Annotated in this window: 16 protein-coding genes; all 16 read left to right on the top strand. The window is 62.6% G+C overall.

Annotation, left to right across the window (positions count from 1 at the left end):
* Positions 1-721: 721 nt before the first annotated feature.
* The 16 genes from gyrA to cysM all read left to right on the top strand — a co-directional run bounded on the left by gyrA (position 722) and on the right by cysM (position 18,620).
* Complete coding sequence (gene gyrA / locus QCE58_RS11605) at positions 722-3,367, top strand: DNA gyrase subunit A (RefSeq protein WP_075583528.1); 2,646 nt, start codon at positions 722-724, stop codon at positions 3,365-3,367.
* Positions 3,368-3,517: 150 nt separating this feature from the next.
* A complete protein-coding gene (locus QCE58_RS11600) occupies positions 3,518-4,132 on the top strand; it encodes a DUF2059 domain-containing protein (protein ID WP_008342389.1) in 615 nt (204 codons plus the stop codon).
* A gap of 207 nt (positions 4,133-4,339) precedes the next feature.
* Positions 4,340-5,422, top strand: a complete 1,083-nt coding sequence (gene serC, locus QCE58_RS11595) for a 3-phosphoserine/phosphohydroxythreonine transaminase (protein WP_250521261.1) — start codon at positions 4,340-4,342, stop codon at positions 5,420-5,422.
* A 26-nt stretch (positions 5,423-5,448) separates the two neighbouring features.
* Complete coding sequence (gene pheA / locus QCE58_RS11590) at positions 5,449-6,531, top strand: prephenate dehydratase (protein WP_034472713.1); 1,083 nt, start codon at positions 5,449-5,451, stop codon at positions 6,529-6,531.
* Positions 6,532-6,565: 34 nt separating this feature from the next.
* On the top strand, positions 6,566-7,486 hold the full coding sequence (locus QCE58_RS11585; RefSeq protein WP_250521260.1) for a prephenate dehydrogenase/arogenate dehydrogenase family protein: 921 nt from the start codon (positions 6,566-6,568) through the stop codon (positions 7,484-7,486).
* 21 nt (positions 7,487-7,507) lie between these two features.
* Positions 7,508-8,812, top strand: a complete 1,305-nt coding sequence (aroA, locus tag QCE58_RS11580) for a 3-phosphoshikimate 1-carboxyvinyltransferase (RefSeq protein ID WP_250521259.1) — start codon at positions 7,508-7,510, stop codon at positions 8,810-8,812.
* A gap of 75 nt (positions 8,813-8,887) precedes the next feature.
* Entirely contained in the window at positions 8,888-9,574 is a 687-nt protein-coding gene (gene cmk, locus QCE58_RS11575; protein ID WP_008342380.1) for a (d)CMP kinase, read from the top strand.
* Positions 9,575-9,685: 111 nt separating this feature from the next.
* Positions 9,686-11,416 (top strand): 30S ribosomal protein S1, encoded by a 1,731-nt coding sequence (rpsA, locus tag QCE58_RS11570; RefSeq protein ID WP_174447740.1) that lies wholly within the window; start codon positions 9,686-9,688, stop codon positions 11,414-11,416.
* 23 nt (positions 11,417-11,439) lie between these two features.
* A complete protein-coding gene (locus QCE58_RS11565) occupies positions 11,440-11,769 on the top strand; it encodes an integration host factor subunit beta (protein WP_309779573.1) in 330 nt (109 codons plus the stop codon).
* A 295-nt stretch (positions 11,770-12,064) separates the two neighbouring features.
* A complete protein-coding gene (locus QCE58_RS11560; RefSeq protein WP_008342374.1) occupies positions 12,065-12,358 on the top strand; it encodes a lipopolysaccharide assembly LapA domain-containing protein in 294 nt (97 codons plus the stop codon).
* 38 nt (positions 12,359-12,396) lie between these two features.
* Entirely contained in the window at positions 12,397-13,572 is a 1,176-nt protein-coding gene (gene lapB / locus QCE58_RS11555; RefSeq protein WP_008342373.1) for a lipopolysaccharide assembly protein LapB, read from the top strand.
* An 82-nt stretch (positions 13,573-13,654) separates the two neighbouring features.
* Positions 13,655-15,058, top strand: a complete 1,404-nt coding sequence (locus QCE58_RS11550; RefSeq protein WP_034472707.1) for a UDP-glucose/GDP-mannose dehydrogenase family protein — start codon at positions 13,655-13,657, stop codon at positions 15,056-15,058.
* Positions 15,024-15,998, top strand: coding sequence for a D-glycero-beta-D-manno-heptose-7-phosphate kinase (gene rfaE1, locus QCE58_RS11545; protein ID WP_008342371.1), 975 nt, complete (start codon positions 15,024-15,026; stop codon positions 15,996-15,998). Before QCE58_RS11550 ends, rfaE1 begins: the two co-directional genes overlap by 35 nt.
* Before the next feature lie 19 nt (positions 15,999-16,017).
* Positions 16,018-17,010, top strand: coding sequence for an ADP-glyceromanno-heptose 6-epimerase (rfaD, locus tag QCE58_RS11540; protein ID WP_008342370.1), 993 nt, complete (start codon positions 16,018-16,020; stop codon positions 17,008-17,010).
* A 75-nt stretch (positions 17,011-17,085) separates the two neighbouring features.
* A complete protein-coding gene (locus tag QCE58_RS11535; protein WP_008342369.1) occupies positions 17,086-17,460 on the top strand; it encodes a helix-hairpin-helix domain-containing protein in 375 nt (124 codons plus the stop codon).
* A gap of 257 nt (positions 17,461-17,717) precedes the next feature.
* A complete protein-coding gene (gene cysM, locus QCE58_RS11530) occupies positions 17,718-18,620 on the top strand; it encodes a cysteine synthase CysM (RefSeq protein WP_008342367.1) in 903 nt (300 codons plus the stop codon).
* The last annotated feature ends 141 nt before the right edge of the window (positions 18,621-18,761 follow it).

The following is an 18,761-nucleotide window of genomic DNA, read 5'->3' as shown; positions in this document are numbered from 1 at the left end:
CGAAATTGAGATTACCGCAGGTTTACTGCGAGCCTGTAGACGAAGACAAGTCATACATTGCTCGAAGTATAACATTCCCTACAGAACAAAACGCGCTGTATAGACTTCGAGCAGTGTCTAAGTTTGTGCGTTGGCATTTTGCCATATCGTTCCCTTGCAACGATAAAAATATCCCCGCACGCTGCACGCCCGCAACCTTATGTGGTGCATGCGCAACAAGAAGGGGACAGGAGACGGTCAGGCCCGAAGAAGGCGCGAAATCCGCGCATATTGCGTGCCTGAATGCCATTTCCTGCGTGTTTTTATCGCGGGTACTTTATCGATCAGCAAAAAGACGAGGCGGCATGATAGCCCGCCGAAGTGACGAAAGGACGGAAATCGTTCCCCGGTTTTTGTAAGTAATTGGTACGACGTTGCGCAATGCGAACTCGGTGTGCGCATTCCGGCTGGACGCGCGCAACACACTGTATGTATACAGCAGTCGTCAGGGCGCCAATGTCGCGCATGGTAGAATCTCCTGATGCGCTGCGTTCGCACGCATAAATATGACATGCGCAGCATATGCACCGTACGCAGCGCTCAGAGGCGTGCGCCGCATACGGGGCGCGCAGCGTACGCCGGCTACGCCCCGCGGCAGCCTCATGTCGTGCGGCTGACGGGCGAGTTTCGCGAAATCGTCGCGCGCTGCCGTGTCGCCGCTGCATAGTTCAAGACACGGATAATGGATCAATTCGCCAAAGAGACTCTGCCAATCTCCCTCGAGGAGGAAATGCGCCGCTCGTATCTCGATTACGCGATGAGCGTGATCGTCGGGCGGGCGCTTCCCGATGTACGCGATGGCTTGAAGCCGGTGCATCGTCGGGCGCTCTACTCGATGCACGAGCTGAACAACGACTGGAATCGCGCGTACAAGAAGTCGGCGCGTATCGTCGGTGACGTCATCGGTAAGTACCATCCTCACGGCGACGCGTCCGTCTACGAGACGATCGTTCGGATGGCGCAGCCGTTCTCGCTGCGCTACATGCTGGTCGATGGCCAGGGCAACTTCGGTTCGGTCGACGGCGACAACGCCGCGGCGATGCGTTACACCGAAATCCGCATGGCGAAGATCGGCCACGAGCTTCTGGCCGACATCGACAAGGAAACGGTCGACTTCGGGCCGAACTACGACGGCAGCGAAAACGAGCCGCTCGTTCTGCCGGCGCGCATTCCCAATCTGCTGATCAATGGCTCGGCCGGCATCGCGGTCGGCATGGCGACCAACATTCCGCCGCACAACCTGCGCGAAATCGTCGACGCGTGCCTGCATCTGCTGAATACGCCCGAGGCCACCGTCGACGAACTCATCGAGATCGTGCCGGCGCCGGACTTCCCGACCGCCGGCATCATCTACGGCGTGGCAGGCGTGCGCGACGGTTATCGCACGGGGCGCGGGCGCGTCGTGATGCGCGCGGCCACGCACTTCGAAGAGATCGACCGCGGCCAGCGCATGGCCATCATCGTCGACGAAATTCCGTATCAGGTGAACAAGCGCACGCTGCTCGAGCGCATCGCCGAACTCGTCAACGAGAAGAAGCTGGAAGGCATTTCCGATATTCGCGACGAATCCGACAAGTCGGGCATGCGCGTCGTGATCGAGCTGAAGCGCGGGGAAGTGCCGGAAGTCATTCTGAACAACCTGTACAAGCAGACTCAGCTGCAGGACACGTTCGGCATGAACCTGGTCGCGCTCGTCGACGGCCAGCCGAAGCTCCTGAACCTGAAGGAGATGCTCGAGTGCTTCCTGTCGCATCGACGGGAAGTGCTGACGCGGCGCACTGTATACGAACTGCGCAAGGCCCGCGATCGCGGGCACGTGCTCGAAGGTCTCGCTGTCGCGCTCGCTAACATCGACGAATTCATCGCGATCATCAAGGCCGCGCCGACGCCGCCTATCGCGAAGCAGGAACTGATGGCGCGTCCGTGGGATTCGTCGCTCGTGCGCGAAATGCTCACGCGTACCGAGACCGAGGCTTCGGGCGGCCGCGCGGCGTATCGTCCGGAAGGGCTGAATCCGGCATACGGCCTGCAGGAAGACGGTCTGTATAAATTGTCGGACGTTCAGGCGCAGGAAATTCTGCAGATGCGTCTGCAGCGCCTGACGGGTCTGGAGCAGGACAAGATCGTCGGCGAGTATCGCGAAGTGATGGCGCAGATCGCCGACCTGCTCGACATCCTCGCGCGGCCGGAGCGGATTCGCCAGATCATCGTCGAGGAGCTGGGCCAGATTCGCGCCGAGTTCGGCGACGACCGCCGTTCTCGTATCGAGATGAACGCGACCGAGCTCAACACCGAAGACCTCATCACGCCGACGGACATGGTCGTCACCATGTCGCATTCCGGTTATGTGAAGTCGCAGCCGCTTTCCGAATATCGCGCGCAGAAGCGCGGCGGTCGCGGCAAGCAGGCGACGCAGATGAAGGAAGACGACTGGATCGACACGCTCTTCATCGCGAACACGCACGATCACATGTTGTGCTTCTCGAATCGCGGCCGCGTGTACTGGATCAAGGTCTATGAAGTGCCGCAGGGCTCGCGCAACTCGCGCGGCCGTCCGATCGTCAACATGTTCCCGCTGCAGGATGGCGAGAAGATCAACGTCGTCCTGCCGGTCAAGGAATTCTCGGTCGACAAGTACGTGTTCATGACGACCGCGCTCGGCACGGTCAAGAAGACGCCGCTCGAAGCGTTCAGCCGTCCGATGAAGAAGGGCATCATCGCGGTGGGTCTCGACGAGGGCGATTACCTCATCGGCGCCGCCATCACCGACGGCCAGCACGACGTCATGCTGTTCTCCGACGCGGGCAAGGCCGTGCGCTTCGACGAGAACGACGTGCGCGCGATGGGCCGCGAGGCGCGCGGCGTGCGCGGCATGCAGCTCGAAGACGGGCAGCAGGTCATCGCGATGCTCGTTGCGGGCGGCGAGAACCAGTCGGTGCTGACGGCGACCGAGAACGGCTACGGCAAGCGCACCCCGATCAACGAGTACACGCGTCATGGCCGCGGCACGAAGGGTATGATCGCGATCCAGACGTCGGAGCGTAACGGCCGCGTCGTCGCGGCGACGCTCGTCGAGCCGGAGAGCGAGATCATGCTGATCACGACCGCGGGCGTGCTTATTCGCACGCGAGTTTCGGAAATCCGCGAAATGGGCCGTGCAACTCAAGGTGTTACACTCATCAGCCTTGACGAGGGAACGAAGTTGTCGGGACTGCAGCATATCGCCGAAGCGGAAGCCGAGGCCGAACTCGAGGCAGACGCCGGTTCGGAAGATTCTGCAGCGAAACCGGGCGACGCGGAAAATGGTGAAGGCGAAGAAAACGCCTGATATTTTTTGTGTCTCAACGCTCCCGTTATCGCTTTTGAAAGCTCGGATTGGTTAAGCTGCGCGACGTGACATGAGCGGGTTGCCGGCGTCGAAACGACAGGCAACGCTCGTCGCCAGTGCTGAACTGGATATTTTTTACAGGGAGTAATAATGCAAGGACGTTTCAAGCAGTGGATGTTGCTGGCCGCTTTCGTGCCGACCTTCGCGATGGCTCAGTCGCTTCAGAATCAGGCGCCCGCGCAAACGGCCGCACCGGCAGCCGCAGCAGCACCGGTTGATCCGGCCAAGCAAGCCGCGATCAAGGACCTGCTCGACGCGATCGACGCGCAGAAGCTGGTCGGTGCGATCGGTAACAGCGCGCAGATGCAATCGAAGCAACTCGTGCCGGCGATCCTCTCGGACGCGCTGTCCGAGAACAAGACGATGAACGACAAGCAGAAGCAAGCCGCCGTTCCGACGCTGCAGAAGAACGCAGTGCCGAAGCTGGTTGACTCCGCCGGCCAGGTTTTCGCCACCGACGCCTTCCGCAAGGACGCGATGCAAGCTCAGTACGACGCATACGCGAAGTACTACTCGACGGACGAGATCAAGGATCTGACCAACTTCTACAAGAGCACGACTGGCCGCAAGTTCATCCAGGTTCAGGACCAGGTTGGCCGCGACGTCGTGAATGGCCTGATGCAGAAGTACATGCCGCAAGCCATCAAGGCAACGCGCACGCAAGCCGATCAGGAAGTGGCGAGCGTCAAGCCGAGCGCCAAGTAAGCTCGATGACGTCGGCCTGACGGGAATCCGCCGGCCGGGCTCACCGCCCCGTGCATTGGCGGGTTTTCAGGACAGTGCGATAATGGCTGTTTGCGCGCGAGCGCAAGCAGCCATTTCTTTTTCGGGCGCGAAAACGGTGATTGCGCGGTCTTCGCTGCATTTGCCGCGCAATTCGCGCCTGCCGAATCGGATTTCCGGGATCTCCAGATGCGCGTGTTCAATTTCTCCGCCGGCCCAGCCGCCATGCCAGAAGAAGTCCTGAAGCAGGCAGCCGATGAAATGCTCGACTGGCAAGGCAGCGGCATGAGCGTGATGGAAATGAGTCACCGCGGCGCGGAGTTCATGTCGATCCACGAGGCGGCGCTCACCGATCTGCGTGAACTGTTGTACGTGCCGGCGTCGCATCGCATTCTGTTTCTGCAGGGCGGCGGCATCGGCGAAAACGCCATCGTGCCGATGAATCTGCTCGGCAAGCGGCAAACCGCCGACTTCGTCGTCACCGGTTCATGGTCGACGAAATCGTTCAAGGAAGCGCAGAAGTACGGCACGCCGCATCTCGCGGCGAGCGGCAAGACCGAAGAAGGCTTCACGCGCGTGCCGGCTTTCAGCGAATGGAAGCTGTCGGACGATCCGGCCTACGTGCATCTGTGCAGCAACGAAACCATCGACGGCGTCGAAGCCTTCGAGATTCCCGATCTGGGCGACATCCCGCTCGTCGCCGACGCGTCCTCGCACATCCTCTCGCGCCCGATGGACATCGCGAAGTTCGGCGTGCTCTTCGGCGGCGCGCAGAAGAACATCGGCATGGCGGGCGTGACCGTCGTGATCGTGCGCGAAGACCTGCTCGACCGCGCGCTGTCCATCTGTCCTTCGGCGTTCGAGTGGAAGACCGTCGCCGAGAACAACTCGATGTACAACACGCCGCCCACGTATGCGATCTACATCGCCGGTCTCGTGTTCAAGTGGCTGAAGAAGCAGGGCGGCCTCACGGCGATCGAAGCGCGCAACGTCGAAAAGGCGAAGCTGCTGTACGACACCATCGATTCGAGCGATTTCTACGTCAACAAGGTCGAGCGCCCGAACCGTTCGCGCATGAACGTGCCGTTCTTCCTCGCCGACGAATCGCGCAACACCGATTTCCTGGCCGGCGCGAAGGCGCGCGGGCTGTTGCAACTGAAGGGCCACAAGTCCGTCGGCGGCATGCGGGCATCGATCTACAACGCGGTGCCGATCGAGGGCGTGAAAGCGCTCGTCGATTACATGAAGGAATTCGAGCGCGAAAGCGCTTAAACCTGGCTTCAAACATCAAGCACCGCATGGACGACGATCTCAATACAAGACTCAAACCGCTGCGTGAGCGCATCGATGCGCTCGACGCGCAACTCATCGCGCTGCTGAATCAGCGCGCTTCCGTCGCGCTCGAAGTCGGCGAAGTGAAGAAGCATTTCAATGCGCCCGTGTTTCGTCCGGAGCGCGAGATGCAGGTCATCGCGCGCCTGCAGGAAATGAGCGACGGGCCGCTCGCCGACGAGCACATCGCGTCGATCTGGCGCGAGATCATGGCCGCGAGCCGCGCGCTCGAACAGACGATCAGCGCTGCGTTCCTCGGCCCGGTCGGCACCTATAGCGAACAGGCGATGTTCGAATACTTCGGGCATTCGATTCAGGGCGTGCCGTGCCCGTCGATCGACGAAGTGTTCCGCGCCGTCGAGGCGGGCGCGGCGCAGTACGGCGTCGTGCCGGTCGAGAATTCGGCGGAAGGCGCGGTGTCGCGCACGCTGGATCTGCTGCTGCAGACGTCGCTCTTGATCGGCGGCGAACTCGCGTTGCCGATCCATCACAATCTGCTGACCGCGTCCGGCACGCTCGACGGCGTGAAGCGCGTATGCGCGCATCCGCAGGCGCTCGCGCAGTGCCAGCGCTGGCTGTCCGCGAACGCGCCGCATTTGGAACGGCAAGCGGTGTCGAGCAACGCGGAAGCCGCGCGCATGGCGGTCGAAGATCCGACGGTCGCGGCCATCGCGGGCGATCGCGCCGCGACGCATTACGGCCTCGGCGTCGTGTTCTCGATGATTCAGGACGATCCGCACAATCGCACGCGATTCGTGATCGTCGGCAAGCAGCCGACGGATTCGAGCGGCCACGATCAGACGTCGCTCATCGTCACGGTGAAGAACGAATCCGGCGCGGTCTTCAAGCTGCTCGAGCCGCTCGCGAAACACGGCGTTTCGATGACGCGCTTCGAGTCGCGTCCCGCGCGTTCGGGCGCGTGGGAGTACTACTTTTATATCGACATCGAAGGCCATCGCGACGATGCCGCGGTTGCGGCCGCGCTCGACGAACTCGGGCGCAAGTCCGCGTTCCTGAAGATTCTCGGTTCGTATCCGCGGGCGCGTTGAGCGGCCGCTTCGTTTTCAGCTTCAGGCTGCATCGATGTTCTCTTTCAATAAACTGGTTATCTTCGGCGTCGGCCTGATCGGCGGATCGCTCGCGCGCGCGTTGCGTGAGCGCGCGGGGCTCGAAGGTCGCGTCGTCGGCGTGGGTCGGTCGCGTGCGTCGGTCGAGCGCGCCATCGAACTCGGCGTGATCGACGAAGCCGCCGCGCTCAACGACGACGCCGCGCTCGCCAAGGCGCTCGAAGGCGCCGACGTGGTATTGCTCGCCGCGCCCGTCGCGCAGACCGAGCCGCTGCTCGCGCGCATCGCGCCGTTTCTCGACGCGCGAACCATCGTCACCGACGCCGGCAGCACGAAAACCGATGTCGTCGCGGCGGCGAAGCGCGCGCTCGGTGCGCGCGTCGCGCAGTTCGTGCCGGGACATCCGATCGCCGGGCGCGAGTCGAGCGGCGTCGATGCGGCATTGCCCGATCTGTACGTCGATCGCAATGTCGTGCTGTGTCCGCTGCCGGAAAATGCGGCGGATGGCGTCGAACGCATCGCGTCGATGTGGCGCGCGAGCGGCGCGTGCGTGCGTCAGATGAGCGAGGCGCAGCACGATCGCGTGTTCGCGTCGGTGAGTCATTTGCCGCACGTGCTCTCGTTCGCGCTCGTCGATCAGATTCTCGACACGCCCGATGCCGATCTGAAATTCTCGTTCGCCGCAGGCGGCTTTCGCGATTTCACGCGCATCGCGGCGTCGAGTCCCGAAATGTGGCGCGATATCTGTCTCGCGAACCGCGCCGCGCTGCTCGCCGAGCTCGACGATTACACCGCGGTGCTCGCGCGTTTTCGCGCGGCGATCGACGCCTCGGACGGCGCGGCGCTCGAAGCGGCGTTCGCGCGTTCGCGCGTCGCCCGGAAAGAATGGCAGGAACGCGGCGGCATCAAGCCTTCGAACGACATCGCCGCCAAGTAAGCCGCGAAACAAGGAAACAACATGGAACATCTCGATCTCGGACCTTTCTCCCGCGCGTCCGGCACCGTGCGCCTGCCCGGCTCGAAGAGCATTTCGAACCGCGTGCTGCTGCTCGCGGCGCTTGCGCACGGCGAAACGTCGATCACGAATCTGCTCGATTCCGACGACACGCGCGTGATGCTCGCCGCGCTCCGGAACCTGGGCGTCGCCGTGCGCGAGGACGGCGAGCGCGTGATCGTCGGCGGGACGGGCGGCGCGTTTCCGTCGAAATCGGCGGAGCTGTTTCTCGGCAACGCGGGTACGGCGGTGCGTCCGCTGACCGCGGCGCTGGCCGTGAACGGCGGCGAATATCGCGTCCACGGCGTGCCGCGCATGCACGAGCGGCCGATCGGCGATCTCGTCGACGGGCTGCGCCAGATCGGCGCTGCGATCGATTACGAGCTCAACGACGGCTTCCCGCCGCTCAGGATCCACGCCGCGAAGATCGCCATCGACAAGCCGATCCGCGTGCGCGGCGACGTGTCGAGCCAGTTTCTCACCGCGCTCCTGATGAGCCTGCCGGTCGTGGAAGGCCGTAACGGTCCCGTTACGATCGAGATCGAAGGCGAACTCATTTCGAAGCCGTACATCGAAATCACGATTCGTTTGATGGAGCGCTTCGGCGTCACGGTCGAGCGCGACGGCTGGGCGCGCTTCACCGTTCCCGCCGGCGTGAGCTACAAGTCGCCGGGCGCGATCATGGTGGAAGGCGATGCGTCGTCGGCCTCGTATTTCCTGGCGGCGGGCGCGATCGGGCATGGACCGGTGCGCGTGGAGGGCGTCGGTCGTTCGAGCATTCAGGGCGATGTCGGCTTCGCGGACGCGCTGAACCGCATGGGCGCGAACGTGATGATGGGCGAGGACTGGATCGAAGTGCGCGGCGTCGAATCGGACGATGGCAGGCTCGCGCCCATCGACATGGATTTCAACCTGATTCCCGACGCCGCGATGACGATCGCCGTGGCCGCGCTCTTCGCGAGCGGCACGACGACGCTGCGCAATATCGCGAGCTGGCGCGTGAAGGAAACGGATCGCATCGCCGCGATGGCGAACGAGTTGCGCAAGATCGGCGCGACCGTGGAAGAGGGTGCGGATTATCTCGTCGTCACGCCGCCGGCGAAACTGACGCCGAACGCCGCGATCGACACCTACGACGATCACCGCATGGCGATGTGCTTTTCGCTCGTGAGCCTCGGCGGCGTGCCGGTCCGCATCAACGATCCGAAATGTGTGGCTAAAACCTTTCCGGACTACTTCGACCGCTTCTCGACGCTCGTGAAAGCGTAACGGGAGCGCTGTACCGTGAAACGCGATGACTTCGACTTCCATGACCGTAATAACGGGCCAGAACGGCCAGACTCAATGAAACCGACCCGTCCTTTCGACCCAACACCAGTGATTACCATCGACGGGCCGACGGCGTCGGGCAAGGGCACGGTCGCGGCGATCGTCGCGGCGACGCTCGGCTTCCACCTGCTCGACAGCGGCGCGCTCTACCGGCTCGCGGCGCTCGCGAGCATCCGCTACGAAGTGGACAAGGACGACGCCCCCGGCCTTGCAAAACTGGTCGAGGCGCTCCATATCACGTTCCGCGAAGGTTGCGCGCAGCTCGATGGCGCCGATGTCTCGGGCGAAATCCGGCAGGAAGAAGTCGGCAACCGCGCCTCCGCGATCGCCGTGCATCCCGAAGTGCGCCAGGCGCTCGTCGCGCGCCAGCGGGCTTTTCGCAAGCGCCCCGGCCTCGTCGCCGACGGCCGCGACATGGGCACGGTCATCTTCCCCGACGCCACGCTGAAGGTGTTCCTGACTGCAAGCGTCGAGGCGCGCGCGGCGCGGCGGTATAAGCAATTGATGCAAAAAGGTTTTTCTGCTAATATGGATGACTTGCTGCGAGATTTGCGCGCACGCGATGCCCGGGACATGAACCGGAGCGCCGCGCCGCTCAAGCCCGCGGCGGATGCGAAGACGCTGGACACCTCCGGTTTGTCGATCGATCAAGCGGTCGAGCAGATCATCGGCTGGTTCAGCGAGATTCGTGTAGTGCAGTAGAAGTAAGGTGCTCTGCCGGGAGGCAGGGCGTGTGTTAAACCATTAACCCCGTATGGCGTTGCGCATCTGGGTAAAGCCCGCCGGTTCATTCCGAATCACCGCGCAAAGGCCGTGCAAATATCGATTTTTATGTCCGACCTGCAAACCTCCACCCCGAATACCGAATCCTTTGCGGCTCTGTTCGAAGAGTCGCTGACCAAGCAGGACATGCGCGCCGGCGAAGTGATCTCCGCCGAAGTCGTGCGTGTCGACCACAACTTCGTGGTCGTCAACGCTGGTCTCAAGTCCGAAGCCTATATTCCGCTCGAAGAATTCCTGAACGACGCGGGTGAAGTGGAAGTGCAGGCGGGCGACTTCGTTTCCGTCGCGATCGACGCGCTGGAAAACGGCTATGGCGACACCATCCTGTCGCGCGACAAGGCGAAGCGCCTCGCTTCGTGGCTGTCGCTGGAAAAGGCGCTGGACAACAACGAACTCGTGACCGGCACGATCACCGGCAAGGTCAAGGGCGGCATGACCGTGATGGTCAACGGCATCCGCGCGTTCCTGCCGGGTTCGCTCGTCGACACGCGTCCGGTCAAGGACACGACGCCGTACGAAGGCAAGACGCTCGAATTCCGCGTCATCAAGCTCGATCGCAAGCGTAACAACGTGGTGCTGTCGCGCCGCGCGGTCATCGAAGCGACGCAGGGCGAAGAGCGCGCGAAGCTGCTCGAGACGCTGAAGGAAGGCGCGATCGTCGAAGGCGTGGTCAAGAACATCACCGACTACGGCGCGTTCGTGGACCTCGGCGGCATCGACGGCCTGCTGCACATCACCGACATCGCATGGCGCCGCGTGCGTCACCCGTCGGAAGTCCTGTCGGTTGGCCAGGAAGTCACCGCCAAGATCCTCAAGTTCGACCAAGAGAAGAACCGCGTTTCGCTCGGCATCAAGCAACTGGGCGACGATCCGTGGGAAGGCATCTCGCGCCGTTACCCGTCGGGCACGCGCCTGTTCGGCAAGGTCACGAACATCACCGACTACGGCGCATTCGTCGAAGTGGAATCGGGCATCGAAGGCCTCGTCCACGTGTCGGAAATGGACTGGACCAACAAGAACGTTGCGCCGTCGAAGGTTGTTCAACTGGGCGACGAAGTCGAAGTCATGGTTCTCGAAATCGACGAAGACCGCCGCCGTATCTCCCTCGGCATGAAGCAGTGCAAGCCGAATCCGTGGGATGACTTCAGCCGCAACTTCAAGAAGGGCGACAAGATCAGCGGCGCCATCAAGTCGATCACCGACTTCGGCGTGTTCATCGGTCTGCCTGGCGGCATCGACGGTCTGGTTCACCTGTCGGATCTGTCGTGGTCGGAAACCGGCGAAGAAGCCGTTCGCAAGTACAAGAAGGGCGACGAAGTCGAAGCCGTGGTTCTGGGCATCGACGTCGACAAGGAACGCATCTCGCTCGGCATCAAGCAGCTCGAAGGCGATCCGTTCAGCAACTTCGTGGCGATCAACGACAAGGGCGCTATCGTCGACGGCGTTGTGAAGTCGGTCGATCCGAAGGGTGCGGTCATCACGCTGTCCGGCGAGGTCGAAGGCTACCTGCGTGCTTCGGAAATCGCGCAAGACCGCGTGGAAGATGCGCGCAACGTGCTCAAGGAAGGCGAGAAGGTCAACGCGATGATCATCAACATCGATCGCAAGTCGCGTGGCATCAACCTGTCGATCAAGGCGAAGGATTCGGCCGAACAGCAGGAAGCCATGCGCAGCCTGCAGGGCGACTCGAACGCCGCCGCGACCGGCACGACCAACCTCGGCGCGCTGCTCAAGGCCAAGCTCGACGGCCAGAACAGCTAAGCCCTTAACGGCACAGCTGCAGAATGACCAAATCGGAATTGGTCGCCCAGTTGGCGTCGCGATTTCCGCAACTTGTCCTCAAGGATGCGGATTTCGCGGTGAAGACGATGCTGGATGCGATGTCGGAGGCTCTGGCCAACGGTCATCGCATCGAGATTCGCGGCTTCGGCAGCTTCGGGCTCAATCGTCGTCCGTCGCGCGTCGGGCGCAATCCCAAGTCGGGTGAAAAGGTGCTGGTGCCGGAGAAATTCGTGCCGCACTTCAAGCCGGGCAAGGAGTTGCGCGAACGCGTCGACGGCCGCGCGGGCGAGCCGCTGAAAGCTTCGAATGACGACGATGCCGACGATCACTGATCGGCACGCAACGTGACTGATGATCAGTCAGGATTTTAGGTTAGCGGCTTCGGCCTGCGAGGCAATCGACCAGAAAAGCACCCTTCGGGGTGCTTTTTTTATGCGCGGCGTTTCGATAGCAGCGATCCAGCGCGACGGGTGCGTTGTTTGCTAAAAATTCATGCGTCGAGCGGGCGACTGCCGGCGCCCGGGAGCATCAATTACAATACCGGTCACTTTGACCTGGGTGTTCAACCGCGCAGGCCCGGCCGAAACGGAAGGGCCGTCTGGTGCAACCGCTCTTGCGAGACCCTACATGAAATTCATCGTCTGGCTGATCCGCGTTCTGGTATTCGTGCTGTTGCTGGTGCTGGCGCTCGCCAATACCCAGCCCGCGACGCTGAACTTTCTCGCGGGCTACGCGTGGCAGGCGCCGCTTATTCTGATCGGCCTCGCGTTTTTCGTGGTGGGATTGCTCGCGGGGCTCGTGTCGGCTGTGCCGGCCAGGGTGCGTCTGCGCATGGAGAACGGGCGTCTGAAGCGCGAGCTGCGCGTCGCTCGCGAGACGCCGGTGGTGAAGGAAGAACCGCCGATGCCGCCGCTCATCTGACCTTTCGCGCAGACATCTGACACTCAACGACTAATCGCATGGATCTAGACTTCTGGTGGCTGCTTGTCATCCCCGTCGCTTTCGCGCTGGGGTGGATGGCGTCCCGCTATGACTTGAAAGCGCTGTTGTCCGAAAATGCGAATCTGCCGCGCTCGTATTTTCGCGGCCTCAATTTTCTGCTCAACGAGCAACACGACAAGGCGATCGATGCGTTCATCGAAGTCGCCAAGCTCGATCCCGAAACGATCGAACTGCATTTCGCGCTCGGCAATCTGTTTCGCCGTCGCGGAGAGACCGATCGCGCGATTCGCGTGCATCAGAATCTGTTGAGCCGCGCCGATTTGCCGGTCGCGGAACGCGATCACGCGCTCTACGAACTCGGACAGGATTTCCTGAAGGCGGGCCTGCTCGATCGCGCCGAGGAAACGTTCAAGTCGCTCAACGCCGGCGAATATTCGCTCGGCGCGCAGCGCGCGCTGCTGACCATCTACGAGATCGAAAAGGACTGGCCGAAATCGATCGCGACGGCCGAGCAGATCGAAAAGATGGGCGCGCCCTCGCTGCATATGGAAATCGCGCATTTCCACTGCGAGCTGGCGCAGGAAGCGCTTCAGCGCAAGAATCCAGATGGTGCGCGCGCCGAACTGAAGCTCGCGCTGGCATCGAACCCGGACAACGTGCGCGCGACCATCCTGGCAGGCGATGTCGAAGCGGCCGCCGGCAACGTCGATGTGGCGATCGCGCACTGGAAGCGCGTCGAGGAGCAGAACGAGGCGTATCTGCCGCTCGTCGCCGAGAAGCTGATGAAGGCGTACGCCGCGCTCGGGCGCAAGGAAGAGGGCGTCGATCTGCTGATCGATTACGCGACGCGCTATCCGTCGAACGATCTGCTCGATGTCGCCTACAAGCACGTTCAAGAGTTGCGCGGTCTCGAAGCCGCGCACGAGCTGGCACGCAAGCAGATGCAAAGCGCGCCGAATCTCGCGGGCATGACGCGTCTGCTCGAGGCGCAGGAGGCGACGGCCGACGAGCCGCGCCGCGGCGAGCTCGAACTGATGCGTAATCTGGTGAAACAGCGCACTAAGAATCTGCCGCGTTATACGTGTCAAACTTGCGGGTTCCGTGCGCGTCTATTCTATTGGCAATGCCCCGGCTGCAGCGGCTGGGAGACGTACGCGCCGCGTCGCGTCGAGCCGATCACGAGCTCGGCCTGAGCCAGCGCGGCGAGCATGACATCGGGCGGCGCGCGAATGCGCCGCTTCTGCCACCGGCATTTCAGGAACAACCGGAAAGCGTATGAAAGTGACCATCGTCGGCACGGGTTACGTCGGTCTCGTAACCGGCGCGTGCCTTGCCGAAATCGGCAATGACGTGTTTTGCGTGGACGTCGATCCGCGCAAGATCGAAATTCTCAACAATGGCGGCGTGCCGATCCACGAGCCGGGCCTTCAGGAAATGCTGAGGCGCACGCGCGCGGCAGGCCGCATCCAGTTTTCCACCGACGTGAAAGCGAGCGTCGAGCACGGCGACATTCAATTCATCGCGGTCGGCACGCCGCCCGACGAAGACGGCTCAGCCGATCTGCAATACGTGCTCGCCGCCGCGCGCAATATCGGCAAGTATTCGAACGGCTTCAAGGTGATCGTCGATAAATCGACGGTGCCGGTCGGCACGGCGCTGCAAGTGAAGCGCGTCGTCGAGGAAGAGTTGCGGGCGCGCGGACTCGGCGAGTCGGAGAAGCACGGCTTCTCGGTCGTGTCGAATCCGGAGTTCCTGAAGGAAGGCGCGGCTGTGGACGACTTCATGCGCCCGGATCGCATCGTGATCGGCATCGACGACGACCGCGCGGGCAACCTCGCGCGCGAGAAGATGAAGCGCCTCTACACGCCGTTCAACCGCAATCACGAGCGCACGCTGTACATGGACGTGCGTTCGGCCGAGTTCACGAAGTACGCCGCCAACGCGATGCTCGCGACGCGCATCTCGTTCATGAACGATCTGTCGAATCTCGCGGATACCGTCGGCGCCGACATCGAATCGGTGCGGCGGGGCATGGGCTCGGATCCGCGCATCGGCTATCACTTCCTGTATGCGGGCTGCGGCTATGGCGGCTCGTGCTTCCCGAAGGACGTGCAGGCGCTCGCGCAAACCGCGCGCGAAAACGGCCACACGCTGCGCGTGCTCGAGGCGGTCGAAGCGGTCAATAACGATCAGAAGGAAGTGCTCGTCAACAAGATCGTGAAGCGCATGGGCGAGGATCTGCGCGGGCGCACGTTCGCCGTGTGGGGCCTCGCATTCAAGCCCAACACCGACGACATGCGCGAGGCGTCGAGCCGGCGCATCATCGAGGCGCTGCTGCAGCGCGGCGCCACGGTGCGCGGCTACGATCCCGTCGCGCGCGACGAGGCAGAGCGCGTGTTCGCGCTCGATCTCGCGGATCGCCCCGACGACTTCCAGCGCCTGCATCTCGTGAACACGCAACAGGATGCGCTGACGGACGCGGACGCGCTCGTCATCGTGACCGAATGGAAAGAATTCAAGAGCCCGGATTTCTGGCACTTGAAGAGCGCGTTGAAGACGCCGGTGATCTTCGACGGCCGCAATCTGTATGAACCGGAAGCGATGGCCGAAATGGGCATCGACTACTTTGCAATAGGACGTCCCCATGTCGAACTCGACCGCAACGGCAGCCACAACTAACGCCGATATTCCCGTCGTCCCGCTTGCGCGCGTTTCGGCGGCGCGCGTGCTCGTGGTCGGCGACGTGATGCTCGACCGCTACTGGTTCGGGGACGTCAACCGCATCTCGCCCGAAGCGCCCGTGCCGGTCGTGCACGTGCAGAAGAAGGAAGACCGCCTCGGCGGCGCGGCGAACGTCGCGCGCAACGCGGCGGCGCTCGGCGCGCAGGCCGGCCTGCTTTGCGTAGTGGGACATGACGAGCCGGGCGAGCGCATCGTCGAGCTGCTCGGCGAAAGCAAGGTCGCGGCGCATCTCGAGCGCGATCCCGAACTGCTCACGACCATCAAGCTGCGCGTGCTGTCGCGTCAGCAGCAGTTGCTGCGCGTCGATTTCGAGAACACGCCGAATCATGAAGTGCTGCGCGCGTGTCTCGAACGGTTCACCGAGATCCTGCCGCAGCACGACGTGATCCTCATGTCCGATTACGCGAAGGGCGGCCTCACGCACGTCACGCAGATGATCGCCGACGCGAAACGCGCCGGAAAGCCCGTGCTCGTCGATCCGAAGGGCGACGACTGGGACCGTTATCGCGGCGCGACGCTCATCACGCCGAATCGCGCGGAGCTGCGCGAAGTCATCGGCCAGTGGAAATCGGAAGAAGATCTGCACGAGCGCGTGAGGAAACTGCGTGCGGAGCTCGATCTTTCAGCGCTGCTCCTCACGCGCTCGGAAGAGGGCATGACGCTCTTCACCGAGGACCAGGTGCTGCACACATCGGCCGAAGCGCGCGAAGTGTATGATGTCTCGGGCGCCGGCGACACCGTCATCGCAACGGTCGCGACCATGCTGGGCGCGGGTGTGCCGCTCGTCGACTCGATCGTCTATGCGAACCGCGCGGCGGGCATCGTCGTGGGCAAGCTCGGTACGGCGACCGTCGACTACAACGAACTCTTCGCCTGACCTTATCTGAAATAACGCCATGACCATCATCGTTACCGGTGCAGCCGGCTTCATCGGCAGCAATATCGTCAAGGCGCTCAACGAGCGTGGCGAGAATCGCGTGATCGCGGTCGACAACCTCACGCGCGCCGACAAGTTCAAGAATCTCGTCGATTGCGAAATCGACGATTACCTCGACAAGACCGAGTTCGTCGAGCGCTTCAAGCGCGGCGATTTCGGCCGCGTGCGCGCGGTGTTCCACGAAGGCGCCTGTTCGGACACGATGGAAACCGACGGCCGCTACATGATGGACAACAACTTCCGCTACAGCCGCGACGTGATGGACGCGTGCCTCGCGCAGGGCGCGCAGTTCCTGTATGCATCGTCGGCGGCGACATACGGCGGATCGAGCCGTTTCGTCGAAGAGCGCGAAGTCGAGAAGCCGCTCAACGTGTACGGTTATTCGAAGTTCCTCTTCGATCAGATCGTGCGGCAGGTGCTGCCGAAGGCGGAAAGCCAGATCGCCGGCTTTCGCTATTTCAACGTGTACGGCCCGCGCGAAACGCACAAGGGACGCATGGCGTCGGTCGCGTTCCACAACTTCAATCAGTTCCGCTCGGAAGGCAAGGTCAAGCTCTTCGGCGAGTACAACGGCTATGCGGCCGGCGAGCAGACGCGCGACTTCATCTCGGTCGAAGACGTCGTGAAGGTGAATCTGTTCTTCTTCGATCATCCGGAGAAGTCGGGCATTTTCAATCTCGGCACCGGGCGCGCGCAGCCGTTCAACGATATCGCGTCGACGGTCGTGAACTCGCTGCGCGCGTTGAACGGCGAAGCGGCGCTCTCGCTCGCCGAACTCGTGCAGCGCGGTCTGATCGAGTACGTGCCGTTCCCCGACGCGCTGCGCGGCAAGTACCAATGCTTCACGCAGGCGGACCAGTCGAAGCTGCGCGCAGCCGGTTACGACGCCTCGTTTCTTACGGTTCAGGAAGGTGTCGATCGCTACGTGCGTTGGCTATTCGGCCAGCTATAAACGCGCTTCGAGCCTCTCTAAACTGGGTCTCACGGTTGGCGCTGGTGCCGGCCGGTTCTTCACGGAGACTCAGTCATGTTCAAGCAAGCACTCTCGTCGATCGCTGCGTTCGCGCTCATCTTTTCCATCGGTAGCGCGTTCGCGGCCGTCGACGTCAATACCGCCAACTCCGACGCGCTGCGCGGCATCAAGGGCATCGGTCCGGCGAAGGCGAAAGCCATTCTCGATGAACGTCAGGCGCACGGTCCGTTCAAGGACGCGAGCGATCTCGGCACGCGCGTCAAAGGCATGGGCGGCAAGACCGTCCAGCGTCTGGAAGCGGAAGGACTGACAATCGGCGCAACGACGAAGACCGCGGCCGTCGCCGCACCGCCTGGCGGCGCGAACTCGGCTGTCGCGACGCCGGTTTCGGCGTCCGCATCAGCTAAACCGGTCATTGTGAAGAAATAAGCACGGCCCGGAGGCGCGCCCTGGTGCGCGGCGCGCCATCGATCTCCTTCAGCCTTCGGATGTCTTGGGCTCCCCGCGGACGGCCTCCCCGCGGGGCTTTTTGCATGCGCGGACGGCGCGCGCGAGCGGCATTCCATCCGTGCATCAGGGATGCGCCGGCATCAGCGGAACCGGTGGGCTACAATCGACGAATCCCTATATCAAAATCCGCGCGGAAAGGCAGTGTCGTCCGCGGGGAATCCGAATCGGCTCCGCATATGGCTTACATGACTATCGAAGACACGATCGGCAACACGCCGCTCGTGCAACTCGTCCGCATCGTGGACGATGAAATTCGCAGCCGCAACAACGTCGTGCTGGGCAAGCTCGAAGGCAACAATCCGGCGGGATCGGTGAAGGACCGGCCGGCGCTGTCGATGATCAGGAAAGCTGAAGAGCGCGGCCGCATCAAGCCGGGCGACACGCTCATCGAAGCAACGAGCGGCAACACCGGCATCGCGCTCGCGATGGCCGCCGCGATGCGCGGCTACAAGATGGTGCTGCTGATGCCGGAAGATCTGTCGATCGAGCGCCGCCAGAGCATGGCCGCGTATGGCGCCGAAATCGTGCTGACGCCGGTGACGGGCGGCATGGAATACGCACGCGATCTCGCCGATCAGATGCAGCGTGACGGCAAAGGCATCATTCTCGATCAGTTCGCGAACCCGGACAATCCGCTCGCGCATTACGAAGGCACGGGCCCGGAGCTGTGGTGTCAGACCGAAGGCCGCCTTACGCACTTCGTCTCGTCGATGGGCACGACCGGCACGATCATGGGCGTGTCGAAGTATCTGAAAGAGCAGAACGAAAAGATCGAGATCATCGGCGCTCAGCCGGAAGAAGGCTCGCGCATTCCGGGCATCCGCAAGTGGCCGGAAGCCTATCTGCCGAAGATTTTCGATCGCAGCCGCGTGGATCGCGTGGAGAACGTAAGTCAGGCGGCCTCCGAAGCGATGGCGCGACGCCTCGCATCGGTCGAAGGCATTTTCGCGGGCATTTCGTCGGGCGGCGCGTGCGAAGTGGCGCTGCGCATCGCGCGCCAGGTGGAGAACGCGACGATCGTGTTCATCGTCTGCGATCGCGGCGACCGTTATCTTTCGACGGGCGTGTTCCCGGCGTGATGCCGCGCATCCTGATCGCGCAATGAGAGAACCCCGGCGAGCCGGTAATGCCGTTCAGTTAAGGTCTTTTCTTAGATAGCGAACGGTGTACCGTTTAGGGCGGGATTTGACGACCCGGTCGCATGTGCGTCCGGGTCGTTT

This window comes from Caballeronia sp. LZ028, from assembly GCF_031451415.1.
In the GTDB taxonomy this organism is placed as follows: Bacteria; Pseudomonadota; Gammaproteobacteria; order Burkholderiales; family Burkholderiaceae; genus Caballeronia; species Caballeronia zhejiangensis.
This window is presented reverse-complemented; position numbering and strand designations above follow the sequence as displayed.

What these genes read in the sequence shown, in the direction of transcription:
- aroA (WP_250521259.1), top strand. Translation starts at nt 7,508, where the DNA reads ATGGAACATCTCGATCTCGGACCTTTCTCCCGCGCGTCCGGCACCGTG.
- rfaE1 (WP_008342371.1), top strand. Translation starts at nt 15,024, where the DNA reads ATGTCGAACTCGACCGCAACGGCAGCCACAACTAACGCCGATATTCCC.
- pheA (WP_034472713.1), top strand. Translation starts at nt 5,449, where the DNA reads ATGGACGACGATCTCAATACAAGACTCAAACCGCTGCGTGAGCGCATC.
- cmk (WP_008342380.1), top strand. Translation starts at nt 8,888, where the DNA reads ATGAAACCGACCCGTCCTTTCGACCCAACACCAGTGATTACCATCGAC.
- QCE58_RS11535 (WP_008342369.1), top strand. Translation starts at nt 17,086, where the DNA reads ATGTTCAAGCAAGCACTCTCGTCGATCGCTGCGTTCGCGCTCATCTTT.
- QCE58_RS11565 (WP_309779573.1), top strand. Translation starts at nt 11,440, where the DNA reads ATGACCAAATCGGAATTGGTCGCCCAGTTGGCGTCGCGATTTCCGCAA.
- rfaD (WP_008342370.1), top strand. Translation starts at nt 16,018, where the DNA reads ATGACCATCATCGTTACCGGTGCAGCCGGCTTCATCGGCAGCAATATC.
- gyrA (WP_075583528.1), top strand. Translation starts at nt 722, where the DNA reads ATGGATCAATTCGCCAAAGAGACTCTGCCAATCTCCCTCGAGGAGGAA.
- QCE58_RS11550 (WP_034472707.1), top strand. Translation starts at nt 13,655, where the DNA reads ATGAAAGTGACCATCGTCGGCACGGGTTACGTCGGTCTCGTAACCGGC.
- QCE58_RS11585 (WP_250521260.1), top strand. Translation starts at nt 6,566, where the DNA reads ATGTTCTCTTTCAATAAACTGGTTATCTTCGGCGTCGGCCTGATCGGC.
- cysM (WP_008342367.1), top strand. Translation starts at nt 17,718, where the DNA reads ATGGCTTACATGACTATCGAAGACACGATCGGCAACACGCCGCTCGTG.
- serC (WP_250521261.1), top strand. Translation starts at nt 4,340, where the DNA reads ATGCGCGTGTTCAATTTCTCCGCCGGCCCAGCCGCCATGCCAGAAGAA.
- QCE58_RS11560 (WP_008342374.1), top strand. Translation starts at nt 12,065, where the DNA reads ATGAAATTCATCGTCTGGCTGATCCGCGTTCTGGTATTCGTGCTGTTG.
- QCE58_RS11600 (WP_008342389.1), top strand. Translation starts at nt 3,518, where the DNA reads ATGCAAGGACGTTTCAAGCAGTGGATGTTGCTGGCCGCTTTCGTGCCG.
- lapB (WP_008342373.1), top strand. Translation starts at nt 12,397, where the DNA reads ATGGATCTAGACTTCTGGTGGCTGCTTGTCATCCCCGTCGCTTTCGCG.